At 68.4% G+C, this 26,722-nt stretch carries 22 protein-coding genes and 1 tRNA gene; 14 read left to right on the top strand and 9 right to left on the bottom strand.

Going from position 1 to position 26,722, the window contains the following annotated elements; all coding sequences use genetic code 11:
- Nucleotides 1–147 precede the first annotated feature (147 nt).
- Nucleotides 148–1,110: a YihY/virulence factor BrkB family protein gene (locus tag E1H18_RS18720; protein ID WP_370526549.1), complete on the top strand. Its 963-nt coding sequence runs from the start codon at nucleotides 148–150 to the stop codon at nucleotides 1,108–1,110.
- Here E1H18_RS18720 and E1H18_RS18715 read toward each other — a convergent pair.
- The 3 genes from E1H18_RS18715 to E1H18_RS18705 are packed head-to-tail and all read right to left on the bottom strand — an operon-like array spanning nucleotide 1,082 to nucleotide 2,956.
- On the bottom strand, nucleotides 1,082–1,315 hold the full coding sequence (locus E1H18_RS18715; RefSeq protein WP_172271312.1) for a sulfurtransferase TusA family protein: 234 nt from the start codon (nucleotides 1,313–1,315) through the stop codon (nucleotides 1,082–1,084). The two genes, E1H18_RS18720 and E1H18_RS18715, sit on opposite strands and share 29 nt — an antisense overlap.
- A complete protein-coding gene (locus tag E1H18_RS18710; RefSeq protein ID WP_172271310.1) occupies nucleotides 1,308–2,048 on the bottom strand; it encodes a pseudouridine synthase in 741 nt (246 codons plus the stop codon). The genes E1H18_RS18715 and E1H18_RS18710 overlap by 8 nt, the downstream gene beginning before the upstream one ends.
- On the bottom strand, nucleotides 2,048–2,956 hold the full coding sequence (locus tag E1H18_RS18705) for a class I SAM-dependent methyltransferase (RefSeq protein ID WP_172271309.1): 909 nt from the start codon (nucleotides 2,954–2,956) through the stop codon (nucleotides 2,048–2,050). Before E1H18_RS18705 ends, E1H18_RS18710 begins: the two co-directional genes overlap by 1 nt.
- A 203-nt stretch (nucleotides 2,957–3,159) precedes the next feature.
- On the opposite strand from E1H18_RS18705, the gene E1H18_RS18700 reads away from it, so the two are divergent.
- Complete coding sequence (locus tag E1H18_RS18700) at nucleotides 3,160–3,492, top strand: DUF2322 family protein (RefSeq protein WP_172271307.1); 333 nt, start codon at nucleotides 3,160–3,162, stop codon at nucleotides 3,490–3,492.
- On the opposite strand, the gene E1H18_RS18695 is transcribed toward E1H18_RS18700, so the two are convergent.
- A complete protein-coding gene (locus tag E1H18_RS18695; protein WP_172271305.1) occupies nucleotides 3,476–6,487 on the bottom strand; it encodes a DUF2339 domain-containing protein in 3,012 nt (1,003 codons plus the stop codon). The genes E1H18_RS18700 and E1H18_RS18695 overlap by 17 nt on opposite strands.
- A gap of 133 nt (nucleotides 6,488–6,620) precedes the next feature.
- Between E1H18_RS18695 and E1H18_RS18690 the strand changes: the two genes are divergently transcribed.
- The 5 genes from E1H18_RS18690 (at nucleotide 6,621) to E1H18_RS18670 (ending at nucleotide 13,609) form a co-directional block, all read left to right on the top strand.
- Complete coding sequence (locus tag E1H18_RS18690) at nucleotides 6,621–7,217, top strand: RNA polymerase sigma factor (protein WP_172271304.1); 597 nt, start codon at nucleotides 6,621–6,623, stop codon at nucleotides 7,215–7,217.
- Nucleotides 7,189–8,175 (top strand): FecR family protein, encoded by a 987-nt coding sequence (locus E1H18_RS18685; protein WP_172271302.1) that lies wholly within the window; start codon nucleotides 7,189–7,191, stop codon nucleotides 8,173–8,175. The genes E1H18_RS18690 and E1H18_RS18685 overlap by 29 nt, the downstream gene beginning before the upstream one ends.
- 105 nt (nucleotides 8,176–8,280) lie before the next feature.
- Nucleotides 8,281–10,653 (top strand): TonB-dependent receptor, encoded by a 2,373-nt coding sequence (locus E1H18_RS18680; RefSeq protein WP_172271300.1) that lies wholly within the window; start codon nucleotides 8,281–8,283, stop codon nucleotides 10,651–10,653.
- Between the two features lie 53 nt (nucleotides 10,654–10,706).
- Nucleotides 10,707–12,371, top strand: coding sequence for a tannase/feruloyl esterase family alpha/beta hydrolase (locus tag E1H18_RS18675; RefSeq protein ID WP_172271298.1), 1,665 nt, complete (start codon nucleotides 10,707–10,709; stop codon nucleotides 12,369–12,371).
- A complete protein-coding gene (locus tag E1H18_RS18670; RefSeq protein ID WP_172271297.1) occupies nucleotides 12,368–13,609 on the top strand; it encodes a ComEC/Rec2 family competence protein in 1,242 nt (413 codons plus the stop codon). The genes E1H18_RS18675 and E1H18_RS18670 overlap by 4 nt, the downstream gene beginning before the upstream one ends.
- A gap of 27 nt (nucleotides 13,610–13,636) precedes the next feature.
- On the opposite strand, the gene E1H18_RS18665 is transcribed toward E1H18_RS18670, so the two are convergent.
- A tRNA-Ser gene (locus E1H18_RS18665) sits at nucleotides 13,637–13,726 on the bottom strand.
- Between the two features lie 95 nt (nucleotides 13,727–13,821).
- Here E1H18_RS18665 and E1H18_RS18660 point away from each other — a divergent pair.
- The 6 genes from E1H18_RS18660 to E1H18_RS18635 all read left to right on the top strand — a co-directional run bounded on the left by E1H18_RS18660 (nucleotide 13,822) and on the right by E1H18_RS18635 (nucleotide 18,406).
- Entirely contained in the window at nucleotides 13,822–14,823 is a 1,002-nt protein-coding gene (locus E1H18_RS18660; RefSeq protein WP_172271843.1) for a septal ring lytic transglycosylase RlpA family protein, read from the top strand.
- A gap of 32 nt (nucleotides 14,824–14,855) precedes the next feature.
- The gene (tmk, locus tag E1H18_RS18655) at nucleotides 14,856–15,482 is read left to right on the top strand and encodes a dTMP kinase (RefSeq protein ID WP_172271295.1); all 627 of its coding nucleotides are present in this window, start codon (nucleotides 14,856–14,858) and stop codon (nucleotides 15,480–15,482) included.
- Nucleotides 15,479–16,489, top strand: coding sequence for a DNA polymerase III subunit delta' (locus E1H18_RS18650; protein WP_172271841.1), 1,011 nt, complete (start codon nucleotides 15,479–15,481; stop codon nucleotides 16,487–16,489). Before tmk ends, E1H18_RS18650 begins: the two co-directional genes overlap by 4 nt.
- Entirely contained in the window at nucleotides 16,486–17,274 is a 789-nt protein-coding gene (locus E1H18_RS18645; protein WP_172271293.1) for a TatD family hydrolase, read from the top strand. The genes E1H18_RS18650 and E1H18_RS18645 overlap by 4 nt, the downstream gene beginning before the upstream one ends.
- The gene (locus E1H18_RS18640; protein ID WP_172271291.1) at nucleotides 17,271–18,077 is read left to right on the top strand and encodes an MBL fold metallo-hydrolase; all 807 of its coding nucleotides are present in this window, start codon (nucleotides 17,271–17,273) and stop codon (nucleotides 18,075–18,077) included. The genes E1H18_RS18645 and E1H18_RS18640 overlap by 4 nt, the downstream gene beginning before the upstream one ends.
- A 122-nt stretch (nucleotides 18,078–18,199) precedes the next feature.
- Nucleotides 18,200–18,406, top strand: coding sequence for a hypothetical protein (locus E1H18_RS18635; protein ID WP_172271290.1), 207 nt, complete (start codon nucleotides 18,200–18,202; stop codon nucleotides 18,404–18,406).
- A gap of 19 nt (nucleotides 18,407–18,425) precedes the next feature.
- Here E1H18_RS18635 and aceB read toward each other — a convergent pair whose 3' ends face one another.
- The 3 genes from aceB to E1H18_RS18620 form a co-directional block, all read right to left on the bottom strand.
- Nucleotides 18,426–20,003 (bottom strand): malate synthase A, encoded by a 1,578-nt coding sequence (gene aceB, locus E1H18_RS18630; RefSeq protein ID WP_172271288.1) that lies wholly within the window; start codon nucleotides 20,001–20,003, stop codon nucleotides 18,426–18,428.
- An 89-nt stretch (nucleotides 20,004–20,092) separates the two neighbouring features.
- Nucleotides 20,093–20,320, bottom strand: a complete 228-nt coding sequence (locus tag E1H18_RS18625; RefSeq protein ID WP_172271286.1) for a hypothetical protein — start codon at nucleotides 20,318–20,320, stop codon at nucleotides 20,093–20,095.
- Nucleotides 20,321–20,352: 32 nt separating this feature from the next.
- Nucleotides 20,353–21,972, bottom strand: a complete 1,620-nt coding sequence (locus tag E1H18_RS18620; protein ID WP_172271284.1) for an isocitrate lyase — start codon at nucleotides 21,970–21,972, stop codon at nucleotides 20,353–20,355.
- Between the two features lie 130 nt (nucleotides 21,973–22,102).
- On the opposite strand from E1H18_RS18620, the gene E1H18_RS18615 reads away from it, so the two are divergent.
- Nucleotides 22,103–23,539, top strand: a complete 1,437-nt coding sequence (locus E1H18_RS18615) for a short-chain fatty acyl-CoA regulator family protein (RefSeq protein ID WP_172271283.1) — start codon at nucleotides 22,103–22,105, stop codon at nucleotides 23,537–23,539.
- A gap of 6 nt (nucleotides 23,540–23,545) precedes the next feature.
- Here E1H18_RS18615 and E1H18_RS18610 read toward each other — a convergent pair whose 3' ends face one another.
- Complete coding sequence (locus E1H18_RS18610; RefSeq protein WP_172271281.1) at nucleotides 23,546–26,719, bottom strand: alpha-L-rhamnosidase; 3,174 nt, start codon at nucleotides 26,717–26,719, stop codon at nucleotides 23,546–23,548.
- Nucleotides 26,720–26,722 lie beyond the last annotated feature (3 nt).

Genomic DNA, 26,722 nt, shown 5'->3' with positions numbered 1-26,722 from the left:
TCAGGCGGCGGGTCTTAGGTTGCGAGGGTCGATCGGTCGCTGCGCCATCCGTCCCTCGATGTGGCGATCGATACACAGGCCCGTCCTGCGGAGACGCGCCGTCCTTTCCTGGGCGGCGCGTCTTTGACTCTAAAGGCGGGCGCCCTCATGGTCCGCCGGATGCAAGACCCGCTGCACCGCATCCGCTGGCGCGACCTCGACCTAGACCCGCTCCACTGGACCCGTGAAATCCTGCGCGTGCTGGGTCTGGCGCTGTCTCGTCTGTGGGGCCGGGACGTCATGCTCTATGTTGGCGGGGTCTCGTTCTTCGCCCTGCTGGCGGTATTTCCCGGCCTGGCGATTCTGATCGGCCTCTACAGCTTCTTCCTCACGCCCGAGACCGCCGCGCGCCAGGCCGCCAAGCTGGCCGAACTGGCGCCGGCCGGGGCGCGCTCGATGTTCCAGGACGAGTTCGGCCATCTGGCCCAGGCCTCGGGCGGCGCCATCTCGCTGCAGAGCGGCGTCGTGCTGATCGTCGGCGGCTACGCCGCGCACCGGGGCTTCAAGGCCTTGCTGGCGGGCCTGTCGTTCATCCACGACGAGGAAAACCAGCGCGGCTTCTTCGGCTTCAACATCATGGCCCTGCTGGTGCTGATCGCCGCCTTCGGCCTGCTCTTCGTGATGTCGGGCGTCTTCCTGGCCCTGCGGTTGCTGGCTTCGGCGGTCGACCTGCGGCCGCTGGAGGGCGTGTCGTGGATCCAGAGCGAGTGGACCTGGGCAAGCCTCGGCATCGTGATCGGCATGAGCCTCGTTTATCGCTACGCCATGTCGCGCGAGACGGTCGGCTGGCGCGCTTCGATCGCCGGCGGCGCGGCGGCGGCGGCGCTGTGCGTGTTCATGTCGTGGGCCAGCGCCTTCTATGTCGAGAAGGTCGTTCACCTCGGCGCGACCTACGGCTCGATCTCGGCGGTGATCATCTTCCTGATCTGGCTGTCGTGGAGCGTGAACGCGATCTTCTTCGGCGGCGCCCTGGCCACCGAGGTCGAGATCGCCCTGGACGAGCGACCTCAGGCCCTCTTGGAAGGCCCGCGCCCCGTGGCGCTCAAGCCGCCTTCAGAATACGGAACCTGATCACGCCGCCGTCCTGGTCGGCGATCTCCAGCACGCTGGCGCCGATCTGACCGGCGAAGTGCGGCACGTCGATCCGCGCCATCGGATCGGTGGCCAGCAGGACCAGTTCCGAGCCCGGCGCCGCGGCCTCGTGAGCCTTGCGCAGCTTCAGGGTCGGGACGGGGCAGTGATGGCCGCGGGCGTCGACGAGGATCTGCTCAGACATCAGCAAAGACTCCCTCAGCCTCTTCGGCTGACAGGATGCGGTGCTGGCCGGGCTCGAGGTCAGCAGGCAGGATCAGGCCGCCGATACGCTCGCGGTGCAGGCCGACCACATGGTTGCCCACGGCGGCGAACATCCGGCGCACCTGATGATAGCGGCCCTCGGTGATGGTCAGCCGCGCGGTCCTCTCATCCACCACGTCCAACTGCGCCGGCAGCAGCGGCTTTTCCTCGCCGTCCAGCATCAGGGTTCCGGCGGCGAATACCTCCGCCTCCGTACCAGCCAGCGGCCGGTCCAGCGTCGCAAGGTAAGTCTTCGGCACATGGCGCTTGGGCGAGATCACCCGGTGCAGAAAGTCGCCATCGTCGGTGATCAGGATCAGACCACTGGTGTCCTTGTCCAGCCGCCCCACGGTCGACAGGCCCGGATCGCGCAGCCGCCAGCGGCGCGGCAGCAGGTCGTAGATCTTCTCGCCGTCCTCCTTGTGCGAGCACACCACGCCCAGCGGCTTGTGCATGATCAGCACCAGCGGGGCGGGCGGATCGACCGGCAAGCCCCGGATCGTCATGCGCTCGGGCAGGGTCGCGTCGACGGCGATGCGGGCGCCGGAGTCCTTCAGCACCTTGCCGTCCAGCATCACCTTGCCGGACGCAACCAGGGCCTGGACATCCTTGCGGCTGCCATAGCCCAGATTGGCCAGCAGCCGATCCAGGCGGGCCATCATGGCCTTGCTCATTACTTGCGCGCCTCGAACACCTTGTAACCGCCGCCTTCCGCGACCAGTCGCACCTTGCTGAAGCTCTCGCCCAGGATCGCCTCGTAGGGCAGGTGGCGGTTGGCGACCATCCACAGGACGCCGCTCTTGCGCAGGGCCGCCGCCGCCGAGGCGATAAAGGCCTGGCCCAGCGTCTTGTTCTCGCCGCCGCCCTCGTGGAACGGCGGGTTGCTGACGATGAAGTCGAGATCCTTCAGGTCCGTCTGGCGCACGTCGCCCCACACGAACGCGGCGCGTGGATCGGTGACATTGCGCTTGGCGACGTCGACAGCGCGGCGGTCCAGCTCGACCAGGGTCAGCTTGGTGACCTTCGGCGCGGCCAGGACGTTCAGCGCCAGCAGGCCAATGCCCGCGCCGAAGTCGGCGCCGGCGCCGGAGAATTCGGGCAGCACCTGCAGCAGGGCGTTGGTGCCAGCGTCCAGGCGATCCCAGCTGAACACACCCGGCTGGGTCCACAGGCCGTTCTCGGAAATCTGGCGCGGCGCGCCGGCGGCGATGGCCTCGGCGAAGGCTTTGGTTTCGACCGGACGCACGACCAGGCAGATGCGGTTGTGACGGCGGGCGCTTTCGCCGACCTCGCAGCCCAGGGCCTCCAGCTCCTTCTTCAGGCGCAGGCCGCCTCGGTCCTTCGGAGCGAAGGCGGTCAGGCGACCGTTCGGAGCCAGGATGCGCAGCGCCTGGGCCAGCACATAGCGTCGCTCGACCGCGCCCGCGGGCGCGCGGACGGTTACGGCGCTCACGGACTCGTCGGCCAGCGATGCGATATCGGTCGAGCCGACTTGGGTCGGCGATAGCTGCACGGCGTCCGGCGCGGCGGGCGCCAGATCATGATCGGCCTGGCCGTAGAGCGCGGTGCGAGTAGCCGACATGCTGGTCCTGAAAGAGCTTTGGCGCTGAAAACGCGTGGCGGGGTAAGTCCGCCGTCTGTTGAAAAATGGACCGAAACGTCCTCGAGCGGCGTCATTAGCGCAAAAGCCGGCGCCGCGTGAAGGGACGCGTGTTTCATGGCGAGCGTTCGCAGAGGGTGCTACAGGCCCGCGCCACGACCTCAGGCATTCAAGAAGAGCTGGCGATGATTCACCCGAGCGCGACGTTCAAGGACAACCTCCAGCAGCTGCCGGCCATCGACGGCGTCGACCGCATCGATCTGGCGGACGCCGCCGGCGGCGTGGTCGCCAGCATCGAGAACCAGCCGGGTAAGCAGGGCTCGCTGGCCGTCTATCAGTATCTGCAGCAGCATTTCGGCGCTCTGGACGCCAAGGCGGCCGAACATGGCCTGCTGGTGTTCGCCGAGCACACGATCGATGCCCGCAACCGCCCGGGCGCCCATCCGAATATCGACCGCCTGCTGGAGATCGCCGCCGGCGGCGCCTCACTGAGCATCGACGTCATCGCTCGGCGCTGATTTCGTCCTCCGGTTCGGACGGCGGCCTGTGCCTGGCGTTCAAGCGCCGGGCCAGCAGGGCGCCGCCCATGAACAGCGCGCCGACAGCCAGGAACGAGGCAGCCCGCGTGACGCCTTCCAGACGCGCCAGGTCGAACAGGATCACCTTGGCCGCCGTGAACAGCAGCGCCGCCAGGCCCGCCCATCGCAGCACCATGTCCTTGCGCGCCGCGCCCAGACTGAGGACCGCCAGCCCGAACACCGCCCAAAGCGCCGAGAAGGTCCAGGTTTCCAGGCCGCCGCCCGGCGTCGCGGTGTGCATGTCCGCGCCGTGGAAGGCATAGCGGATCAGCAGGGTCAGCAGCGCAAACAGCGTGCCGACCGCCGCGGCCAGCGCGACGCGATCAAAGAGTGTCTCGCCGCGGCGAAGATGAAGCATGGCGACCACGGCTGCGCCATACAGCGCAAACAGCAGGACCGCCGCGCCCGTGGACGCGAGCGGCTGGGTGAAGGGCCCCCACCAGGGGCTGGCGCGGAAGCCGAACACCAGAGCGGCCGAGGCCAGAGCGATCCATCCGCAAGCCGGCGCAGCGCGCACCAGCCAGCCGGTGCTGGAAAGTTGGGCCAGGCGCGGCGACCGCAGCGCGCGGGTGACGATCAGGGCCAGGATGGCGTAGGCCGCGCCTTCCGCGCGCCCGACCTCGCCAACCGAGATCGCCGCGCCATGGAACACGTGACGTAAAGCAAGCAAGGCCCAAAGGAAGGCGAAGACCGGCGCGGCAATGATCCAGCCCCGCCTCCAGAGGTCGTCCGCAGGTTTGCGCCGGCAGGCGATCGCCGTCACCAATCCAGCTGGCGCGAGATAGGACAGGATCAGGGTGTTCAGCAGCGGCGGGCCCGCCGGCGCCTGACCGGCGCCCCACCAGGGGTTCCAGACCAGTCCCTGCAGCAGAAGGCCGTGGGCGACGCCCAAGGTGACGATCACCACGGTGCGGTAGCGGGTGATCGGGCCATCGTCGGCGCGCTGGCGCAGAACCAGCAGCAAGCCCGCGCTGAGCAGGACCAGGGTGCGCAGCGAGGCCTGCAGGAGTCCTTCCTCGGCTTGTCCGCGCGGGCCGGCAAAGATGACGTGGACGGCCGCGAAGACCGCCAGCAGCACGATCAGCAGGGCGGTGGCGCGCTGGGCCTCGGCCTCATGGCGCGCCGTCTCGCCGCCGCCTCTCCAGATCAACCGCGCTGCGCCGGCCAGCAGGGCGGCGGCGGTCGCGCTGAGCGCCAGCATCGACAGAAGGTGCAGACGGCCTTCCAGGGTCGCCCCGATGAATTCCGGGCGCAGCATGGCGACGAAGGCGATCAGACCGCCAACGACGCTGGCGGCGGCCAAGCCGAGCCAGGGCAAGCGCCAGGCGGCGATCGCCAAGGCAAAAGCGGCCAGGGCGAAGGCGAGCGGTTCGAAACGAGGATCGCTCGCTGCATGGATCGCGAGGAACGCCAGCTCGGCCGCCGCCGCCAGCCACAGCGACAGGCCCCGGTCGGCGGCGGCGTCCTCGACGCGGCGCGCTATCAGGGGCGATAACGCGAAAAGGGCGATCGCCAGCGCCGCGGCCGGCGCCCAGCCCAACTGGCGGTCCGCCGCGTGCAGGATCGGCCAGGTCAGGCTGGCCAGAATGGCGACGCCCAGACCGCCGATCGCCAGGACGTGGGTGCGGCCAGTCGCCGGCAAGCGTAGGGCCGCCCACAGGGCGGCGGCCGGGATCAGGCCGGTGAGGGTGTAAAGCCAGGGTTGCCAGGACGGGAAAGGCGGCAGGCGCGCGCCCAGCGCCATGACCACCAGCTCACAGGCGATGGCCACGCCGACCGGGGCGGCGAACACCAGCGGTCTGATCACCTCCCGAGCCGCCATGGTCGCGCCAAGGACCACGAGCAGTCCCGACAAGGCGACCGCGAACGGCAGTTGCCCGCCGTCCGTCTGTCCAGCGAACCACGGGAGGAAAGAAGCCAGGCAGGTCAGGATCAGGGCGCTGCCGGGGAGGTCGCGGAACGCCCGCCCGGCCGGCTCGACATCATCGCTCGCGTGGAAGCGTCGCCGCCACAGCACGCCGGCGAACGGGCCGATCGCCGCCAGCGTCTGGATGAGGACCGTCGAGAGCGTGTGATGACCGACCAGCGGCGCTGCGCTCAGTAGCAGCAGGCCGACCATCGTGGCGCCGCCGACCTTGTCCCACATCCGCAAGGCGAAGATCGAGAAGCCCGTCACCCCGATCAGCATGGCGTAAGCGGTCAGGGCGTGGGTCGACCACTCTGCCAGCCCCGTGAACGATGGCGTCAGCAAGGCGCCGATGATGGCCACCAGGGCCAGCGCCTGACCATGTCGCAACGACAGCGCCAGCAGACCCAGCGAAATGCTCGCGGCCAGCACCGCAGCTACGCCGAAGGGGATCATGTGATAGAGGCCCTGCGCCGCGCAGACGGCGCCATAGAGCGTGACGGCGCCTGCACCGGCCGAGACTGCGGCGGCCAGCAGGTGACGTCCGCCTGCGATCGAAGGCTTCAGGCGCAGGATCCACTCGCTGGCGCCCAGCATCAGCCCGCCCAGGATGACCGCCAGGGCGATGCGCAACTCGGGGGTAAAGAGCCCGCGCTGGGCTGCGTAGCCCACCAGCAGCAGGCCGCCCAGGGCCAGGCCGCCACCACCGATCCAGGCGAGACCATTCTCCGAGAGCCAGGTCGCGATCGAAGCCCGCGTGAGAACCCGCTCGGGGCGCATCGTCTCTGGCGGCGGCGTAAAGACCGGCTCGGGTTTGGGCGCGAGGGCGGCTTCCAGCGGCTCGGACAAGGCGGCTGCCGTGACCGGCGCAGGGGGTTCCCGCGCAGGCGCCGAAGCAGGGGATTCGGCGGGGACGCGGATGGGTTGCTCGAGCGGATCCATCGCGCCCAGCCGCCGTTCCAGCCTCCGGATGGCCTGGCCCTGTCGATAGACCCAGACGCCCAGGCCCAGGATAAGCAACCACTCCATCGCGTACGCCCTGTCCAGCCGTGCTTCGCCTCACCCGCTCATAAGCAAAAAGAAGCCTTCAACAACACCTTAAGTCGAGGGACGCGAGGCCTCCCCCTTGCCAGACACGGTGCGCCAAGCTCTTTAGCCGCTCATGACCAAGGTTTCGGACGAGCGGGCGATCTGGCTGGGGCGGCATGTGCTGCCGCACCGGGCCGAGCTGCGCGCCTGGCTGTCGCGGCGACCGTTGGGCGATCTGGAGCCCGACGACGTCATCCAGGAAGCCTTCGCCAAACTGGTCGGCATGGCCAGCGTCGACGGCATTCGCGATCCGCGGACCTATCTGTTCCAGGTCGCCAAGTCGGTGGTCGCCAGCCACCTGCGCAGCCGCAAGGTCGTCGCGATCACGGTGTCGGACACCGACATTCTCGACATAGCCGGAAGCGACCCGTCGGCCGAGATCGTGCTTTCAGACCGCCAGGAACTTCAACGGCTTGCGCGCGGCATCGCAGCCTTGCCCGAGCCCACCCGCACCATCTTCAGGCTCAGACGGGTGGAGCAATTGCCCCAGCGCGAGATCGCCCAGCGGCTGCGGATGCCCGAGAGCACGGTCGAAAAACATGTGAGCCGGGCCATTTTTCAGATGTCCGTCCTCCTGGGTCGCGGAGGAAGCCGTAGGGTTGTTGCGTCTAAGGGCCGAGTCGAGGCCGAACGGGTTGAGGATGACACGGCAGACCGCACAGGAGATTGACCGGGAAGCCGCCGACTGGGCGGCGAGGGTTGATCGCGGCCTTTCTCCGGCGGAGCAGCTCGACCTGGACGGCTGGCTGGCGGGCGACATCCGCCGCACGGGCGCGTTTGCGATCATGCGCGCCACGGCCTTGCAGACCGAGCGAGCCGTCGCCCTGGGCCCGTCGTTCACACCGCAGGATTTCGCCGAAACCTCTGATCGGGAGCCCTCGCGTCGTCGCCTGCTGCTGGCGGGCGGCGGGCTTGTGGCGGCGTGTGCGGCCGCGACCGTGGCAGGCCTGCCTCTGTGGCGTGGCGATCGCTACCGGACGCGAAAAGGCGAGGTGCGGCAACTGGCGTTGCGCGACGGCTCGGCCGTGACGCTCAACACCGACAGCGTGCTGCACGTGCGCTTCAGCGACCAGCGCCGCGAGCTCCGACTGCTGCAGGGGGAGGCCTTGTTCGACGTCGCGCATGACAAGTCTCGCCCCTTCGTCGTACGCGCCGGCGAGACGGAAGCCGTCGCCGTCGGAACCAGTTTCACGGTGCGACGCCTGCCCGGTGAGGCGGTGCAGGTCCTGGTCCGCGAAGGCGTTGTCGAGGTGCGCCGAGAGGATGTCGCCAGCAAACCGGTTCAGCGCCTGGCCGTCAACATGCGGGCCGTCAGCACCGCTGGCGCAGTCACGGCTGCGACCAGGAATCCCGTGTCGGTGACTCAGATCTCGGAGCCTGAGCTTCAGAGGGCGCTGGCCTGGCGCGGCGGCCAGCTGGCCTTCGAAGGCGAAACCCTGGCCGTCGCCGCTGGCGCCTTCTCCCGTTACAGCGACACCCGGATCATTGTCGACGACCCCCAACTCGCTCGCGAGGAGATCGCTGGCCTCTACCAGGCGACCGATCCGATCGGCTTCGCCCAGTCGATCGCCCTCTCGCTAGGGGCCCATGCGCAAGTCTCCGAGGGCGAGGTGCGGGTCTATCGCTGACCGTCATCGAAATTTCACGGTCAAAAGGCGGAGGAAGCCGCTTCCTCTCCCCGTCTAGGCCCGAACGCTCTTCAAGGGGAGGGCGCGACCTGCAGGGGGCTACCGATGACTAAGGGTTCGAAGCGCTGGCTTGGCGCATCCGTCGCGACCATGGCGCTGCTGGCGGCCACGGCCGTCGCCGCACAGACGCGGCAGTTCAACGTTCCGTCCGAAGAAGCGGCGAAGTCCATTCCCGAGTTCGCGCGCCAGGCCGGGGTGCAGATCACTGCGCCAGTGTCCGAGCTGCGCGGGCGTCGCACGCCGGCCATCACCGGCCAGCAGGACGTCCGCTCGGCCCTTGCCAAACTCCTGACCGGAACCGGCCTCGAGGTGGCCAGCGACAATGGCGCGACCATCATCCTGCGCCGCGCGGCGACGCCGACCCGCATCTCGGCGGACGGCGGGACCGAGCAGCCGGCCTCGGTGCTGGACGAGGTGGTGGTGACGGCGCAGAAGCGTTCGGAAAACGCCCAGAACGTGCCGATCACCCTGACCGCGTTTGGCGCGCGCGACCTGGAAAGGCGCAATATCGAGCAGGTCAGCGACCTGTCGCGGTTCACGCCGGGCTTCAACGCCGCTCAATTCAGCTACGGCAAGCCGATCTTCGCCATTCGCGGCGCGGAAAACACCTTCTCCGCCGCCGGCGCGACCAAGCCGGTCGGCGTCTTCATCGACGAAGTCTATATTCCGCGCTTCTCGGCCTCGAACATCACGCTGTCGGACGTGCAGTCGGTATCGGTCCTGAAGGGCCCGCAAGGCACGCTGTTTGGCCGCAACGTCACCGCCGGCGCCATCCTGGTGCAGACCCGAGAACCGTCGCTGCAGGGCGTCGAGGCCAACGCTCGCGCCGGCGTCGGCAACTACGGTCTGCGAGAGTTCTCCGGCTATGTCAGCACCCCGCTCTCGGATGAGACCGCCGTGTCGCTCTCGGTCAATCGCGAGCAGCGCGACGGCTTCGGCAAGGACCTGCTGACGGGCCGCGACGAAGACGACGCCGATACCTGGGCCGCCCGGGGCAAGTTCCTGTTCAAGCCCAATGACGCCTTCAAGCTGCAGCTCTCGGCCGACTACGGGCGCGACAAGAACGGCGGCCGCGCGCTGTCGGCGCTGACCGGCAGCGACACCGATCGGCGCACGTCACAGCTGGGCGTCGTCCAGACCTTCGAACGCGACATGGCCGGCGGATCGGTGCGGATCGACTACGGCGACGGTCCGATCAAGCTGACCTCGATCACCGGCTACCGCTACTCGGACACCTTCGAGATCTTCTCGCGCTCGGGCCTCAGCTATCTGAGCCTGGCCAGCGGCTTTCAGGAGATCGGCGAGGAGCGCGAACGCGACTCGGCCTTCAGCCAGGAAGGGCGGCTCACCTATGACGGCGAGGCGCTTAGCCTGATCGCCGGCGTCTTCTATTTCAACGAGGACTCCGAGCGCGGCTTCCGCAAGTACCGCCTCAACGCGCGCACCGGCGCAATCACGATGGACAACTTCTACGACCAGGATGTCCGCACCACCAGCGCCGCGCCGTTCGCCGACGCCACCTGGCACGTCACCGACCGCTTCGATCTGACCGGCGGGGTGCGCTACACCTACGAGGACAAGGACGCGCGCGAGGTGCTGACCAGCAAGACCGCGCCGGCCACCAGCTTCACCGGGATCGCATCGCAAAGCTGGTCTGAGGTCACCTATCGCGGCGTGGCGACCTGGCGTCCGACGCGCGACGTCACGCTCTACGGCAGCTATGCGACGGGCTTCACGGCCGGCGGCTTCAACACCGAGGCCGACGTGATCGGCGCCTTTCGGGCCTATTTCAATCCCGAGCGCTCGGCGTCCTTCGAGCTTGGCCTGAAGTCGCGCTTCGCCGAGGGGCGAGGGCGCTTCAACGTCGCGGCCTTCTCGACCAAGTACAAGGACAAGCAGGAGTTCGTCTTCAACAACCTGACCTTCGTCGGCAACATCATCAACGCCGCCCAGGCCAGCGCGCGGGGCGTCGAGGCGGACATCGCCTACAGTCCCATCCGAGCCCTGACCTTCAGCGGCACATTCGCCTATCTGCACGGCGAGTACGATCAGTTCGTCATCCCGGGCGCGGCGGCGGCGACTGGCAACCCGCTGGGCAACTCGCCGCGCTACACCTATTCACTGTCGGCCGATCTGGACCAGCCGATGGCGTGGGGTCGACTGCTGGCCAGCGCGTCCTATTCCCACAAGGACAGCTATCGCCCCAGCGCCACGCTCCCGCAGGCGATCCCCGCGACGGGCCTGCTGAACGCCCAGGTCGGCGTCGGTGCGCTGGACGAGCGCTGGCGTCTGATCCTGTGGGGCCGCAACCTGACCAATGAGCAGTACCCGCTGATCATCTCGAACTATTCGGTCAACGCCGAATGGCTGGCTCCGCCGCGGACGTTCGGCCTGCGGCTCAGCTATAGATATCAATAGGATCACGATGCGGCGGATCGGCCTGGCCGGTCCGCCCTTCGAAGGAGAGTGACATGGACAACCGCTTCCGCAGGACTGGTCTCCTTGGCGCTCTGATCCTGTGCGCCGCCGCCATGCTTCCCGGCCAGGCGATGGCGTCTTCCAAGGCTCAACCCGGCCGACCGGACTGCGCGCGACTGACGGGTCTGCGTCTGGCGAAGGTCGAGATCACGTCGGCGGTCCTGGCGCCGGCCGGCCAGGAGGTCAGCGCCGCGCCCACGGTCTCGAGCCGGCAGACCGTCACCCTGGCCGCCCATTGCCGGGTCAACGCGGTGGCGCGCCCCACACGGGATTCCGAGATCGGGATCGAGATCTGGCTGCCCGTCGAAGGCTGGAACGGCAAGTACCAGCAGGTCGGCAATGGCGGTTGGGCCGGCGCCATTCATCACGCGCCCTTGGCCGACGCGCTGCGGCGCGGCTACGCCGCCGCCGCCACCGACAACGGACACACGGGCGGGCTCACCGACGACGGCCGCGGCGTCCGGTCGGCGGCGTTCGCGATCGGCCATCCCGAGAAGCTGATCGACTTCGGCTATCGTGCGCTCAGCCAGACGCACGACGTGGCTCTGGCGGTGATCCAGGCCTTCTATGGGCGCGAGGCGGCGAGGTCGTACTTCGTCGGCTGCTCGGACGGCGGTCGCGAGGCACTGATGGTGGCGCAGCGGTTTCCTGACGCCTTCGACGGCGTTCTGGCCGGCAATCCGGGCAACGACTGGTCACGCTGGGGCGCGGGACTGGTCTGGGCGCAGCAGGCTCAGTTGGCCGACGCGCCTGGCGTCATCCCGACGACAAAACGCTCGATCATCCAGAGCGCGGTCATGGCCGCTTGCGATGGGATCGACGGCGTCGTGGACGGCCTGATCACTGATCCCAGAGCCTGCCGCTTCGATCCCGCGGTCCTGCTTTGCGGCGGCGCCGAGCGAGCCGACTGCCTCACCGCCGACCAGGTGGCGACACTGAGGAAGCTGTACCAGGGCCCTCGCAATCCGCGCACGGGGGAGCAAATCTATCCCGGCCATCCGCCCGGCGTCGAAGGCGCGCTCATCGCGCCGGTGCAGCCGGGCGCGTTTTCCTATGGCGCCAGCTATTTCGGCCAGGTCGTGTTCGAGCGGCCCGACTGGGATTTCCGCACGCTGGACTTCGACCGCGACATCGCGGTTTCCGACCGCAAGAGCGCGCCGATGGTGGACGCCACCAGCCCTGACTTGCGCTCGTTCCGCGCCCGTGGCGGCAAGCTGATCCACTACCATGGCTGGGCGGACGGCCTCATGCCGGCCGAACGATCGATCCAGTACCATGACGCCGTGGCGGGGTTCATGGCCCAGTATCCCGATCCGCGGAACGCCGGGCCCGAGGCTGTCGACAGCTTCTATCGTCTGTTCCTGGTTCCCGGAATGGGCCACTGTTATGGCGGCGATGGGCCTACCACGATTGCGCCTATCGATATGGCCGCCGCAGATCCGCAATACGACTTGGTTCTGGCGCTCGAACGTTGGGTCGAGAACGACGTCGCGCCCAGGCAATTCATCGGTGCGGGCAACGCTCTGCTGGATCCGTCCAAGACCATGACCCGGCCGATCTGCGCCTACCCACTGGCGCCGCGCTACAGGGGCGCGGGCGACAGCAACGACGCCGCCAACTTCGCATGCGCCGCCTCAACGACTCTGGAGACGCCATGAGCTTCCAACTTCCCCGGCGGGACCTGATCGGAGGATTGCTGGGCGGCCTGATGCTCGCGCCCGGTCGCGCCTTGGCCAGCCTGGGCCCGCTGCCGCCCTGGACACCCGGAACGCTGGACATCCACCACATCGACACCGGTGTGGGCAATGCGACCTTCATTCTCGCGCCCGATGGCTCGACCATCCTGATCGATTGCGGCGCCACGCGCGGCGGGCCGCCCGCATCCACAGAGTTGCGCCCGGACGGCGCGCGGTCGGCCGGGGAGGCGGTCGCCCGCTACGCTCTGCGTCACGCCCGCGCCGCCGGCCGCGACACCCTCGACTACATGGTCGCGACGCACGTGCACCCCGACCACATCGGCTCACCGCTGCCGGGCGATCCCAAGGCCGCGGACGGCGTTGTGCTGACGGGTCTGAGCGAGGTCGACGCCATGATGCCGGCGACGACTGTCATCGATCGCGGTTATCCAGACTACGATCCGCTTCCGCTGATATCGGCGCCGTTCGCGGCGAACCATCGCGCCTGGCTGGAGGCGCGGCTGCGCGCCGGACGGCGGGTCGAGCGGGTCGCTGTCGGCTCGGTTCGGCAGCTCAAGGCTCGCCGCGAAGGGGCTTTCGCGGTCCGGTTCGTCGGCGGCAACGGCCGGGTCTGGACCGGCGACGGCGAGGCGTCGCGCGCGCTCTATCCGCCGCCATCGGCGCGGACCGCCGGCGCCAGGCTCGAGGAAAACCACCTGTCGATCGCCATGGTGCTGGCCTTCGGTCCGTTCCGCTACTTCACGGGCGGCGACCTGATGGCCGACACCCAGGACGGGGCCTATCCTTGGCTCGACGTCGAGACGCCGATCGTTCAGGCCGCCGGCCCAGTCGACGTGGCCACGGCCGATCACCACGGCTATTTCGACGCCACTGGCCCGCAGTTCGTCCGCGCGCTGAACGCCGACGCCTATGTCGTCCAGGCTTGGCATGCGACCCATCCGGCTATGGCGACGCTGCAGAGGCTGCTCGACGACTGGCCAGGACGCGCCCGCCGCGATGTCTACATCACGCGCCTCGCGCCCGAGAGCCGGGCCGTCAACGGGCGGTTCCTGCCAGGCGTAAAGATCGTCGAGGGCCACGTGGTGGTGCGCGTCGACGCCGACGGCCGCTATCGCGTCCTGGTCACCGATAGTCGCAACGAAACAGACGAGGTCTTGCTGGCCAGCCTACCCAGAGCCGCGAAGCGCTCACGCGCCTGACGGCGTCAGCGCTTCGCTAAAAGGGAGTGGCGGACAGGGTGGGATTCGAACCCACGGTAGGCTTCCACCTACGGCGGTTTTCAAGACCGCTGCCTTAAACCACTCGGCCACCTGTCCGGAGCAGGCGGCTATATCAGCGCTCTAGGTCCTTAACCAGACTTCAAAACAAATCAGTGACCATCTCTGCTCGAAAGACTCTGAACGGCGAGCGGATGAACCAGCGCTTCAACACGGCGTGGCGGAATGTGCGGGTGGCGGGCCTGATGGTTCTGGCCGCCGGCAGTCTGGCCGCCTGCGCCACGCCCAAGTACGGCACCGGCAAGTCCGGCTACACCGCCACGGCCCGCAACGACACGACCCGGGGCGCCGCGCCACGCGCCGGTTCGACCGTGGGGCGCGACGGAAAGCCGCTGCGAGGAACCGCAAAGCCGTATCAAATCAACGGCATATGGTACTATCCGAAGGAAGACCCCGACTACAATGTGGTCGGGATCGGCTCGTGGTATGGCGAGCAGTTCCACAATCGTCGCACCGCAAATGGCGAGATGTTCGACATGAACATCCCGTCCGCAGCGCACAAGACACTGCCTCTGCCCAGCCTCGTGGAGGTGACCAACCTCGACAACGGACAGAAGATGATTCTCCGGGTCAATGATCGCGGGCCGTTCGTCGGCGACCGCATCATCGACCTGTCAAAGGCCGCCGCCGACCAGTTGGGCTATCGCCGCGCCGGCGTGGCCAAGGTCCGCGTGAAGTATGTGGGCCCTGCGCCCAAGGCGGTGTTCGACGCCCCGCGCCAATACGCCACGGCGCCACGCTCCGCACCGCCGCCCGCGCCGGTTCGTAACGCCCCGCGTAGCTTCGACGACATCCAGGAACCGACTCAGCGCGTCCAGGTCCTGCCGCCGCGCGCCGAGCCGAAGCCGGACTGGGGCGCTGCGCCGTCGATCAATCCGCCCGACCGTGTGTTCGCCGCCGCCGGCAAGTCGGCGTATCGCGTCCAGGCCGGTTCGTTCTCCAGCCGTGAGAACGCCGAGAAGGCCGTGCGCCAGCTTTCCGGTTCCGGCCAGGCCGCGATCGACACGATCGAACGGGCCAGCGGCACGCTCTATCGCGTCACGGTTTCGGCCGGCCAGACCGAGGGCGAGGCCTGGAGCCTGCGCCAGCGCGTCGAAGCCTTGGGATATCAGGGAGCGACCGTCCTTCGGCCCTAGACATCGCCCGCGTTCCAGCCGAATGGAAGCGGGTGACCCAAGGCTCTTTCATCAGTTTCGAAGGCGGCGAGGGGGCTGGAAAGTCCACCCAGATCCGCCGTCTGGCCGAGCGGCTTCAGACCGCAGGCCATGACGTCGTCGTCACCCGCGAACCGGGCGGCAGCTCCGGCGCAGAGGCGATCCGCGAACTGCTGGTCAATGGCGAGGCCGACCGCTGGTCGCCCGTCACCGAGACCCTCCTGATGTACGCCGCCCGCCGCGATCACGTGGAGCGGGTGATCCGTCCGGCCTTGGCCGAAGGCAAGTTCGTGCTGTGCGATCGCTTCGCCGACTCGACCCGGGCCTATCAGGGCGCTGGCGGAGATGCGCCGGCTTCACTGATCGCGGCGCTGGAGGACCATGTGCTGGCCGGTACGGTTCCGGGCCTGACCCTGATCCTGGATCTGCCCGCCGAGGTCGGCCTGGCCCGCGCCGAGGCCCGCGGCGGGGCGGCGCGGTTCGAGTCCAAGGGCCTGCCATTCCACGAGCGCCTGCGCGCCGGCTATCTGGAGATCGCCCGCCAGGAGCCCGAGCGCTGCGTCGTCATCGGCGCCGACGCCGCGCTGGACGCCGTGACCGACGCCATCTGGGCGGCTGTCGCCCAGCGGCTGAACCTCTGATGCATACCCCGGCCCATCCGCGCGACGTCTACGGGCTGGACGGCCAGACGGCCGCCGAGGCCGCGTTCCTCGACGCTCTGGAGCGCGGCCGGCTGCACCACGCCTGGCTGCTGACCGGCCCCGAAGGCGTCGGCAAGGCGACCCTGGCCTATCGCATGGCCCGCCGCCTGCTCGGCGCGCGGCCCGAGCCGTCCATGGGCCTGCTGGGCGCCGCCCCGTCCGATAGCGTCAGCCGGCAGGTCGCCGCGCGCTCGCATCCCGATCTGATGGTGCTGGAGCGGCTGACCGACGACGGCAAGGCCCGCAAGTCGATCCCGGTCGACGAGGCCCGCCAACTGCCAGAGTTCTTCGCCACGACCCCGGCCGTCTCGCCCTATCGGGTGGCGATCATCGACGCCGCCGACGACCTGAACGTCAACGCCGCCAACGCCGTGCTGAAGACGCTGGAGGAGCCGCCGCCGCGTGGGGTGATCTTCCTGATCAGCCATGCCCCGGGCAAGCTTCTGCCGACCATCCGCTCGCGCTGCCGCCGCCTGGCCGTGCCAGCCCCGGGCATCGCGGCTGCCGCCGACATGGTCGAGCGCATGGCCGACATCTCCGGCCGCGACGCCGAACGTCTGGCCCGCATGGCCCATGGCGCGCCGGGCAAGGCGCTGCAGCTGGCCGCCGCCAAGGCCCTGGAGATGGACGACGCGGCCAACGAGATCCTGCGCGGCCTGCCTAAGCTGGATGAGGGTGCGCTGCTGGCCATGGCCGACACCTTCCGCGGCGCTGAGGGCGCGGCGCGGTTCGAGCTGCTGATGGACCGCCTGGCCGACCAGGTGCGGATCTTCGCCACCCAGGTGGCCGCCGACGGCAAGAACTCGCCCGGCCTGGACCGCTGGGCCGCGGCCTGGGAACGGCTGTCGCGCTGGCCCGGTGAGGCTGAAGCCGTGAACCTGGATCGCGCCGATGTCTTCTGGAGCGTGATCTCGGACTTGCGCGCGGCGGCCAAGACGGCGATTTGAGCGGCATGCTCATCGACAGCCACGTGAATCTGCACGCGCCCCAGTTCGCCGAGGACAAGGACGCCGTCATCGCCCGCGCCCGCGAAGCCGGAATCGCCCTGATGGTCACCATCTGCGACAAGGTCTCGTCCTTCGAGGCGGTCCACGAAATCGCCATGGCCGAGCCCGACATCTGGTGCACGGTCGGCACGCACCCGCACGAGGCCAAGGAAGACCCCGAGCTGACCGCCGCGCGCCTGGTCGAGCTGGCCGGTCGTCCGCGTGTCATCGGAATCGGCGAATGCGGTCTGGACTTCCACTACGATTTCTCGCCGCGCGAGGTTCAGGCCCAGGTGTTCCGCCAGCACTGCATCGCCGCGCGTGAAAGCGGTTTGCCGCTGGTGGTCCACACCCGCGAGGCCGACGAGATCATGGGCCAGATCCTGGAAGAGGAACACGCGGCCGGACCGTTCAAGATCCTGATGCACTGCTACACCAGCGGCGCCGAGCTGGCCGCACGCGCCGCGGCGCTGGGCGCGTGGTTCTCGGTCTCGGGCATCGCCACCTTCAAGGCGGCCGAGGACGTGCGCGAAATCATCCGCGGGATGCCGGCCGACCGGATTATCGTCGAGACCGACTGCCCCTATCTGGCGCCCGTGCCGATGCGCGGCCGCCGCAACGAGCCGGCCTATCTGCCGCACATCTACGACAAGCTGGCCGAGATCCGCGGCTGGAGCCGGGCGGACACCGAGCAGCGGACCGAAGACGCCTTCTTCAACCTGTTCGATCGGATCCCCAGGCCATGACCGGACCGCTGGAGTTCACCATCCTGGGCTCCGGCTCGTCCGGCGGCGTGCCGCGCGCCGACGGCAATTGGGGCGACTGCGATCCGGCCGAGCCCAAGAACCATCGCTCGCGCTGTTCACTGCTGGTCCAGCGCAAGGGGCAGGGGGGTTCGCTGCACGATACGACGGTCGTGGTCGACACCTCGCCCGACCTGCGTCTGCAGACGGCGATGGCGGGGGTGAAGCGGGTCGATGCGGCGCTGTTCACCCACGATCACGCCGACCAGGCCCACGGCATCGACGACCTTCGGCCGTTCTTCCTCAATCAGCGTCAGCGCATCCCGACCTGGATGGACCAGGCGACGCACGATGGCCTGCTGACGCGGTTCAACTACATCTTCGAGACCCGCGGCGGCTATCCGGCCATCCTGGAACCGCGCCTGATCCCGCCGCTGGGCGAGGGCTTCGCCATCGACGGCCCCTCGGGCGAGATCCCCGTCCACACCTTCGACGTCGACCACGGCGAGATACGCGCCGTCGGCTACCGCTTCGGCGGCGTGGCCTATACCCCCGATGTTCGGGCCATTCCCGACGATAGCTGGAAGGATCTGGCCGACCTGGACGTCTGGATCGTCGACGCCCTGCGTTGGACGCCGCATCCGACCCACGCCCATGTCGAGCTGGCTCTGGAGTGGATCGCCAAGGCCAAGCCGCGCCGGGCCATCCTCACCAACCTGCACATCGACCTGGACTTCAACGCCCTGTCCGCACGCCTGCCGGCGGGCGTTGAGCCGGCCTATGATGGCATGCGTTTCGCATTCTGAAGTTGTATCAAAGACTTGTCTGGCGTCGGACACAAAAACGAACGAAAATCGTGACAGGATAACAGCATCGTCACAGGAGCGCGGTACAAGCCGCGCCGCCCGCCTTAACCCCATCGATCGTCATGGCTGAAACCGTCACCATCTCCCGCGAGATCTTCCAGCGCCTGCGTTCGCGGCTGCCCGCCATCACGCGCGAGCACCTGTTCGATTGCTACGCGATCAGCGAGACGACCTGGACCAAGCTGCGCGACGGCAAGCCGGTGAAGCGCTCGACCCTGGACCGGATCCTGGTCAAGCTGGCCGCGTTGGACGCCCGGATCGCCGCCTAGGGCGACCCGGGGACGTCATTCAGATCATTTCATAAGCAGGCAGGGTCAGGAACTCTTCCAGACCGTCGGCCAGCACCATCCGCGTGAAGAGTTCCGCGGCGGATTCCAGGCGCGGCGAGCCGAAGTCACGGCGCAAGGCCTCCATCTCCTGGGTGAACAGGCTGACGAAGAGCTCAGAAGTCAGCACGCGGCCGTCGTCCAACTCGGCGCCCAGCCGGATCCACTGCCACAGCTGCGTGCGGCAGATCTCGGCCGTCGCGGCGTCTTCCATCAGGTTGTAGAGCGGCACGGCGCCGCGGCCTTCCAGCCAGGCCTGGGTGTAGCGAACGCCGACGCGGATGTTCTCGCGAACGCCCGCCTCGGTGCGCACGCCCTCGTGCAGCTCCAGCATCTGGCTGGCGGTGATCTCCAGGCCTTCCAGCGTCTTGTCGCGCTGATTAGCGGTCGGCATCAGGCGGTCGAAGACCTCCATGGCCACCGGAACGAGGTCGGGGTGGGCGACCCAGGTGCCGTCGTGGCCGGCCCCGGCCTCGCGCTCCTTGTCGGCCTTTACCTTGGCGAAAGCGGCCTGGTTGGCGACGTCGTCGCCCTTGACCGGGATCTGGGCCGCCATGCCCCCCATGGCGAAGGCGCCGCGGCGGTGGCAGGTCTGGATCAGCTTGAGCGAATAGGCGCCCAGGAACGCCTTGCCCATGACCATGGCCGAACGGTCCGGGGTCAGGAACGCCGGTGTGCGGCCCAGGCGCTTGATGAACGAGAAGATGTAGTCCCAGCGGCCGCAGTTCAGGCCGACGATGTGGTCTTTCAGCTCGAACAGGATCTCATCCATTTCGAAGGCGGCCGGGATGGTCTCGATCAGCACCGTGGCCTTGATCGTCCCGACCGGCAGGCCCAGGGATTCCTGGGCGCGGACGAAGACGTCGTTCCACAACCGCGCTTCGAGGTGGCTCTCCAGCTTGGGCAGGTAGAAGTAGGGGCCTGAGCCTTGCTCCAGCGTCGCCTTGGCGTTGTGGAAGGCATAGAGGCCGAAGTCGAACAGCGCCCCGGCCACGGCCTGGCCGTCGACCTCCAGGTGGCGCTCCATCAGGTGCCAGCCGCGCGGACGGATCTTCAGCACGGCTGGGGTCGCGCCCATGGCGTACGACTTGCCAGACTTGGCGTCGACATGGGTCAGTTGGCCGGACCAGCGGTCCTTCAGATTGACCTGCCCTTCGACGACGTTCGCCCAGGTCGGGGCCGTGGCGTCCTCGAAGTCGGCCATGAACACCTTGGCCCCGCAGTTCAGGGCGTTGATGATCATCTTGCGATCGACCGGGCCGGTGATCTCGACGCGGCGGTCCAGAAGATCGGCGGGGACCGGCGCGACGCTCCAGTCGGCGGCGCGGACGTGGGCGGTCCCGCTCAGAAAGTCCGGCAGCTCGCCGGCGTCGAACCGGGCCTGCCGCGCCTGACGGGCCTGCAGCAGCTCGCGACGGCGGGCGTCGAAGCGGCGGTGCAGATCGGCGACGAAGTCCAGGGCCTGAGGAGTAAGCACCTCCACCGCGCGGCCTTCAACGGGACCGGTGACCTGGATGTTGGCGGCGATGTCGAGCGGCATGGGAAGCTTTCCTGGCGGTGAGATCGGCTCCCCGGAAGATCCGGGGAGCCGTCGTCGGGACTCTGGTCGGTTATTGTAGCGAGGCGCTCTTAGGCGGCGCCGTTGGTCGGGCGGACGGTCGGGACGATCTGGTCGCCCCAATTACCCGTTCCGTCGTGGTGGCGCGAGGCGCGGACCAGCTCGACCGAGTAGCCGGCCTCAATGGCGCGGCGCACAGCCTCGTTCAGACGGTGGGAGGCCTCGGCGACGCGATCGACGGCGCGATCCTTGGCGGCGGAGTCCGGCATCGAGGCGGGAGCGAATGGCGTGACAGACATCGACTTACTCCTTGCTTGCGTGGGGTAGGGGGCTATTCGGCGGCGAACTGGTTCATGGTGTTGGCATGGCCGCCCGCCTTCAGGGCGCGCTCGCCGGCGACCATCTCCTTGAAGGTGTCGCCCAGGTCCGAGCCGACCTCGTGCTGGTGCTTGACGGCCGAGACGCCGCGGCGGATCTCCTCGCGCTGCACCGAATTGACGTAGGCCTTCATCCGGTCGTCGCCGAAATAGCCGCGCGAGAGCTCGTCCATGCTCTTGGCCGTCAGGTGGAAGGTCGGCAGGGTGATCAGGTTGTGGAACACGCCCGCGCGGGCGGCGATGTCGACCTGGAAGCGCGCCAGGCGCTCGTCGGCCTCGCGGCCCAGGTCGCTGCCGTCGAACTCGGCCGACATCAGGACATTGCCGTCCGGATAGCTGTCGGCGTGGATCTTGCCCTCGGCGATCCACTGCTCGCGCACCTGCTTGCGCAGATTGAGCGTCCAGTTGAACGACGGCGAATTGTTGTAGGTCAGCTTGGCGTTCGGCACGGCCTTGCGCACCTCGGCGACCATCGAGGCGATCTCGTCGACGTTGGGCGTGTCGGTCTCGATCCACAGCAGGTCGGCGCCGCCTTGCGTCAGGTTGGCGATGCAGTCCTCGATGACCCGAGCGCGGCCGGTGCCGTCCTGGAAGGCGAACAGGCCGTTGGCCATGCGCACGGGCTTGTGAAACGCGCCGTCCTTCATGATCGCCAGCTCGCCGTCCTTCAGCGGGTTCTCTGCGGTGATCTCTTCCGTCTTCAGCCACTTGATGTAGTCCGCGGCCAGGTCGCCTTCGCCCTGGCTGACCGGGATTTTCTGGGTCAGGCCAGCGCCCAGGCTGTCGGTGCGAGCGACGATGACGCCGTCGTCGACGCCCAGTTCCTCGAAGGCCAGGCGGCAGGCGCGCAGCTTCTCGATGAAGTCTTCGCGCGGCACGGTGACCTTGCCGTCCTGGTGGCCGCACTGCTTGGCGTCGCTGACCTGGTTCTCGATCTGCAGGCAGCAGGCGCCGGCCTTGATCATCTCCTTGGCCAGCAGATAGGTCGCGTGCTCGTTGCCAAAGCCGGCGTCGATGTCGGCGATGATCGGCACGACGTGGGTCTCGAAGTTGTCGATCGCCTTGATCGCGGCCTGTTCGGCGACCTGGTCGCCGGCCTTGCGAGCGCTGTCCAGGGTCTTGAAGAGATCGTTGATGGCCACCTCGTCGGCCTGGCGCAGCGAGACGTAGATCTCTTCGATCAGGTCGACGACCGAGGTCTTCTCGTGCATCGACTGGTCGGGCAGGTGACCGAAGCGATTGCGCAGGCCGGCGACCATCCACCCCGACAGATAGACGTAGGCGCCCTTGGTCGTGCCGCGCAGGCGCTTGACCGACTTGATCATCTGCTGGGCATGGAAACCCGACCAGCAACCCAGCGACTGGGTGAACTTGCTGCTGTCGGCGTCATAGGCGGCCATGTCGGCGCGCATGACCGGGGCCATGGCGCGAGCGATGTCCAGGTGGGTCGGGAAGGTGTTCTGCAGCTTCAGCTGGATAATCGCGTCGATGTCCACGCCGCCGGGCGCGACACCGTCGGGATAGCGCGCCAGCAGGGTGTCGCGGTGTTCGGCGTAGGTTTTGCGCTGCGTCATCTTGTTCAATCCCAGAGGAAGTTCGTTGGGATGGAGCTAACGCTGCACTGCGGGAGCGGTCGAACCTATTGAAGGCAATTTGTCAAAGATCGACTTTGTAATTTCTGTAAAGTCGTGACAAATTGACGGAATGGCCGTGCTCGACAAGAAACAGAACGACAAGAAACTGTTCCTCGGTGGACGCCTCAAGCGCCTCCGACGCGACCTGGGCGTAACTCAGGCCCGCATGGCTGAGGAACTGGGCGTCTCCGCCAGCTATCTCAACCTCCTGGAACGCAACCAGCGGCCGGTGACGGCTCAGATCCTGCTGCGCCTGGCCGACGCCTATGACCTGGACCTGCGCAGCCTGTCGGCCGACGATCCGGGCGGCGGCGCGGGGCTGGAAGAGGTGCTGGCCGACAAGATGTTCGCCGACCTGGGCGTCTCGCGCCACGAAGCGGCCGAGGTCGCCGAGCTGTCGCCGGGCCTGGCCGAGGCCATGAGCCGGCTCTATCGCGCCTATCTGGACCGCGGCCGGCTGATCGATCTGGGCGTCTTCGAGCGACCGGACGGGGCAGGGGCCTCCGACCAGTCTCCGACCGACTGGGTCCGCGACCTGGTCGGCGCCCAGCGCAACCATTTCGCCGAGCTGGAAACCCTGGCCGAGGCTATCGTCGCCCAGTTGAAGGCCGATCCGCAGGATCTGGGACCGGCTGTGCGCGAGCGCCTGTTGACCAAGTTCAGCGTCCAGACCCGGATCATGCCCGTCGAGGTGATGACCGGCTCGCTGCGCCGCTACGATCATCACCGCAAGCGCCTGATGCTGTCGGAGACCCTGGCCCCGGCCAGCCGCCTCTTCGGCATGTGCTACCAGCTCGGCCTGATGGAAGGCGAGGCGGTGCTGTCGGACCTGACCGACCGCTTCAAGGCGCCGGACCGCGCCACCCGTCAACTGCTCAAAGTGTTCCTGGACGGCTATCTGGCCGCCGCGATCATGATGCCGTATGAGCCGTTCCTCAGCGCCATGGAAGCCAGCGGCTACGACATCGAGCGGGTCCGGCCGCGCTTTGGCGTGTCCTACGAGCAGGCCGCTCAGCGCCTGACGACCCTGGGCCGCGCGGGCGCGCGCGGCGTGCCGTTCTTCATGATGCGGCTGGACGCGGCGGGGAACATCTCCAAGCGCTTTGCCGCCGGCCCCTTCCCGTTCTCGCGCTTCGGCGGCGCCTGTCCGCGCTGGAACGTTCACGACAGCTTCAAGACCCCGGGCCGCATTGTCACCCAAGTGATCGAGACGCCGGACGCTGCTCGCTATTTCACGCTGTCGCGCACCGTGCGTCGCGTCTCGGGCCTGCATTCGGGCCTGGAGGACGAACTGGTCGTCGGCCTGGGCTGCGAGCTGAAGTACGCTGGCAAGCTGGTCCATGCGCGCGGCCTGGACATGGGCGCGCCGATCACCGTCGAGATCGGCCCCTCGTGCCGGATCTGCGAGCGCCCGGCCTGTCCGCAGCGCGCGGCGGCGCCGATCAACCGCACCCTGCTGGTCGAGGAGAGCAGCAAATCGCTGTCGCCATTCCCGTTCGTTTTGTGACGACGTCTACAGGCTGAAGGTCCAGGTCCCCGGGCCGACGCCATACACGGCATGGTCTTCGCGACGGCCCAGCCAGCGAGCGCCAGACGGTGGACGGGCCAGGCGCTCTCCGCCGTTGGGCAGCCAGACCTCGGCCTGGCAGGCGCCAGGAATGCCGACCTCCAGCGTGACCGCGCCCTTCGCTCGCACCCATCGCGACCGCGCCTCGCCCCGCGGCGTCTGTAGCGCCCCCCTGGCGCCGTTGAGCCCCTTGGGCATCACCGGACGCACCTGGAGCGCGGCATAGCCCGGCGCAGTGGACCGAAGGCCTGCCAGGCCTTCGTAGAACCAGCTGCTGATCGAGGCGAAGTAGTGGTGGTTCCACGACCGCGCGGAAAGGCCCCAGCCCTCCGGCATGCTGCGCAGGTCGTTCTTCAGCCAGAAGCCCCAGCTGGGCTCGTCGGTGCGGGTGACCAAATTCCACACGATCTCGCCGTGGCCATGGTCGCTAAGCAGCAACGGCAGATAGCGCAGCGCATAAACGCCGACGTCCAGCCGGTAGCCCTTGGCGACGATGTCGGCGGCCAGGCCATCGATCACCGCCTTGGCCTGGCCGTCCGGGACGAGGCCCAGCGCCACCGGCAGCACGTTCATGGTCTGGATATAGGGCGCGGGTTTGCCGCCCTCGGGCGGTGCGACGTAGCGGCGGGCGGCGGCATCCCAGTAGCGGGCGTTGTAGGCGGCGCGGACCTTGGCGGCCAGTTCGGCCTGGCCCGTGGCCTTCAGCATGTGGAAGACATAAGCCGTCGAAGTGGCGTCAATCGGACCGGTTGGCCCTGCGGCGGCGTACTCGCCCAGGCCGTGGTCGTAGCGGTATTCGGGCGCTTTCAGGAAGCCGGCGGTGTAGTCGGCCAGGCGCTTCTGCATCTCACGGACCGGCGCCGACGCGCTGACGCCGAACCGCAGTTCCAGTTCTTCGGGCAGGATGAAGGCGGCCACGTCCCAGGCTGGTGTCGGGCCCCAGATATAGTTCCAGCCCGGCGTGTTCTCGAACCCGTAGAGCGGCGTCGAGGGCACGATCTCGGGCAGCTCGCCGCTAGGAGCCTGGGCGTCGACGAAGTCGTTCAGCCACTTCTCCCAGCTGCGGACGACGTCGAAGTTCAGCGCCGCGGCCGTCGCAGAGGCCTGGGCGTCGCCGGTCCAGCCGTTCTTCTCCAGGCTGGGCGTATCGGTCTGGGCGGCGTGCAGGTTGTTGAGCAAGGCCTGGCGGGCGGCGTCGTGGATATCGTTGACCAAGGGCTCGCTGCACTCGAACCGGCCAATCGAGGCGACGGCCGAGTGGATCTCCACGGCGGTGATCGTGTCCGCTGGCGGTGTCCCGTCCAGTCCGGTGACTTGAACATAGCGGAAGCCGCCATAACCGAAGGCCGGGCGCCAGATCTCGCGCCCCTTGCCGGCCAGGGTGTAGCGCCAGGTCATCAGCTGGGCGTCGATCAGGCCGCTGGCGACCTGGATCGCGCCGTCCTTGCGCAGCTTCTCCGCCAGCACCATCGACACGGTGCGGCCGGAAGGACCCGTAACCGACAGCTCGGGGATGCCTGTGCGGATGCGGCCAAAGTCGAACAGCCAGACGTCCGGCTTCACTTCCTTGACCGAGACAGCGGCGTGGCGGGCGAGCGGGGCGATCGGCTCGTGGACGGCTGCGACCAGACGGCCGGTCGGGCCTCGAGCCACCCGCGCGGCGTCCCAGACGACCGGATCGCGGCGAGCGTCGCGCCGTTCGCCGGCATAGATCGAGTCCCATAGGCATGGGCCGTCGGCGGTGCGCCAGGTCGTGTCGGTGACCAGAACCTGGGTCGAACCGTCGGTCAGCACGATCTCCAGCCGCGCCTTCAGCACCGGCTCGGCGGTCCACGGGGCCTTGTGGAAGTACCATTCATTGGGCTCGGCGACGCCGTACCAGCCGCGCGCCAGCTCGGCGGCCAGTAGGTTGTCGCCGGCCTTCAGCTGGGCGGTAACGTCCAGCGCCTGGTAGAGCACGCGCTTGTCATAGGCCGTCCAGCCGGTGGCCAGCGCGCTCTCACCCAGCGGTTCGCCGTTCAGGCTCAACGCTGCGAAGCCGCCGGCCGCGACGTAGAGCCGGGCGCTGGCGATCTCGCCCTGAACAGCGAAGGCGCGACGCAGCAGCGGCGCGGGATGGACCAGCGGGACGACGATGTCCTTGCCCGGCACGCCCGAGGCCAGGATCAGCCCGTCCGCACCGACATCGCCGCCGGTAAAGGGATTGTCGCCCCCCTCAAAACGGCTCTCGAAGCCGGAGCGGTCAGGGGCCTTCAGAGCGACGGCATGGATCGTGGCGGCTTCAGCCTCCGGCGCCAGGAAGCCGAACGTGCCCTCGGCCTGGGTCGCGTCCTCCAACGCGCCGACCAGCTGTCCGTCCAGGCTGAAGCGCAACGACGCGCCCATGGCCTCAACGGTCAGGCGATGGCGCTGGCCCTTCGGATCGATCGGCAGCGGCCACACCTGCAGCCGGCGCAGCTTGACCTGCGGGCTCGTTCCGCCTGGATACTGCCGGACCTGCAGCATCAGCGACGGCTTGTCGTCGACCTGACCGACGCGCAGGACATAGGCCTCGCCATAGGTCTTGCCTTCGGGACGGGCGCGGAACAGGACGTCGAAGAACCGGCCCTTCAGGGTGAAGTCGACATCCAGCGTCAGGTCGGCCCAGCCGCGCGGCGGCTCGGCATAGCGGCCGATCCAGGCCGCGTCGCCCCAGTCCTCGGACGCCAGCAGCCCCATCTCGAAGTGAGCCGGCCCGCTCCAGGCGCCGGGCTGGCCGGCGGCGTCCCACAGCCGCACGCGCCACACCCGGCGGGCGCGAGAGGACAGCGGAGGACCGTCATAGACCGCCTCCGCCGCCAGAGGGTCGACGATCTTGCCGCTATCCCAGGTCAGACGGCCGGCCAGCAGGTCGGCCTCGGAGGCGGCGACCTGCACGCGCCAGGCGCTCTGGCGCGTGACCGGCGGCGTCCAGGCCAGGCGAGGGCGGGGCGCTTCCAGCCCGATCAGGCCGACGCCGTGCTCGCTGGTCAGGGCGGAAGGCAAGGGGAGGACTGACGCCGCCGCTCGCGAGGACGCGGCCAGGCATGCGGCCAGGGCCGCCGCCCCGGAAAGAGCGTCGCGTCGGGTCGGGCCGGTCATGAC

It is taken from the genome of Caulobacter sp. RHG1 (genome assembly GCF_013181195.1).
GTDB lineage: Bacteria > Pseudomonadota > Alphaproteobacteria > Caulobacterales > Caulobacteraceae > Caulobacter.
This window is presented reverse-complemented; position numbering and strand designations above follow the sequence as displayed.

What these genes read in the sequence shown, in the direction of transcription:
- aceB (WP_172271288.1), bottom strand. Translation starts at nt 20,003, where the DNA reads ATGCCGCTCGACATCGCCGCCAACATCCAGGTCACCGGTCCCGTTGAA.
- E1H18_RS18675 (WP_172271298.1), top strand. Translation starts at nt 10,707, where the DNA reads ATGGACAACCGCTTCCGCAGGACTGGTCTCCTTGGCGCTCTGATCCTG.
- E1H18_RS18610 (WP_172271281.1), bottom strand. Translation starts at nt 26,719, where the DNA reads ATGACCGGCCCGACCCGACGCGACGCTCTTTCCGGGGCGGCGGCCCTG.
- E1H18_RS18700 (WP_172271307.1), top strand. Translation starts at nt 3,160, where the DNA reads ATGATTCACCCGAGCGCGACGTTCAAGGACAACCTCCAGCAGCTGCCG.
- E1H18_RS18720 (WP_370526549.1), top strand. Translation starts at nt 148, where the DNA reads ATGGTCCGCCGGATGCAAGACCCGCTGCACCGCATCCGCTGGCGCGAC.
- E1H18_RS18620 (WP_172271284.1), bottom strand. Translation starts at nt 21,972, where the DNA reads ATGACGCAGCGCAAAACCTACGCCGAACACCGCGACACCCTGCTGGCG.
- E1H18_RS18680 (WP_172271300.1), top strand. Translation starts at nt 8,281, where the DNA reads ATGACTAAGGGTTCGAAGCGCTGGCTTGGCGCATCCGTCGCGACCATG.
- E1H18_RS18640 (WP_172271291.1), top strand. Translation starts at nt 17,271, where the DNA reads ATGACCGGACCGCTGGAGTTCACCATCCTGGGCTCCGGCTCGTCCGGC.
- E1H18_RS18715 (WP_172271312.1), bottom strand. Translation starts at nt 1,315, where the DNA reads ATGTCTGAGCAGATCCTCGTCGACGCCCGCGGCCATCACTGCCCCGTC.
- E1H18_RS18635 (WP_172271290.1), top strand. Translation starts at nt 18,200, where the DNA reads ATGGCTGAAACCGTCACCATCTCCCGCGAGATCTTCCAGCGCCTGCGT.
- E1H18_RS18695 (WP_172271305.1), bottom strand. Translation starts at nt 6,487, where the DNA reads ATGGAGTGGTTGCTTATCCTGGGCCTGGGCGTCTGGGTCTATCGACAG.
- E1H18_RS18710 (WP_172271310.1), bottom strand. Translation starts at nt 2,048, where the DNA reads ATGAGCAAGGCCATGATGGCCCGCCTGGATCGGCTGCTGGCCAATCTG.
- E1H18_RS18705 (WP_172271309.1), bottom strand. Translation starts at nt 2,956, where the DNA reads ATGTCGGCTACTCGCACCGCGCTCTACGGCCAGGCCGATCATGATCTG.
- E1H18_RS18625 (WP_172271286.1), bottom strand. Translation starts at nt 20,320, where the DNA reads ATGTCTGTCACGCCATTCGCTCCCGCCTCGATGCCGGACTCCGCCGCC.
- E1H18_RS18660 (WP_172271843.1), top strand. Translation starts at nt 13,822, where the DNA reads ATGAACCAGCGCTTCAACACGGCGTGGCGGAATGTGCGGGTGGCGGGC.
- E1H18_RS18670 (WP_172271297.1), top strand. Translation starts at nt 12,368, where the DNA reads ATGAGCTTCCAACTTCCCCGGCGGGACCTGATCGGAGGATTGCTGGGC.
- E1H18_RS18615 (WP_172271283.1), top strand. Translation starts at nt 22,103, where the DNA reads ATGGCCGTGCTCGACAAGAAACAGAACGACAAGAAACTGTTCCTCGGT.
- E1H18_RS18685 (WP_172271302.1), top strand. Translation starts at nt 7,189, where the DNA reads ATGACACGGCAGACCGCACAGGAGATTGACCGGGAAGCCGCCGACTGG.
- E1H18_RS18690 (WP_172271304.1), top strand. Translation starts at nt 6,621, where the DNA reads ATGACCAAGGTTTCGGACGAGCGGGCGATCTGGCTGGGGCGGCATGTG.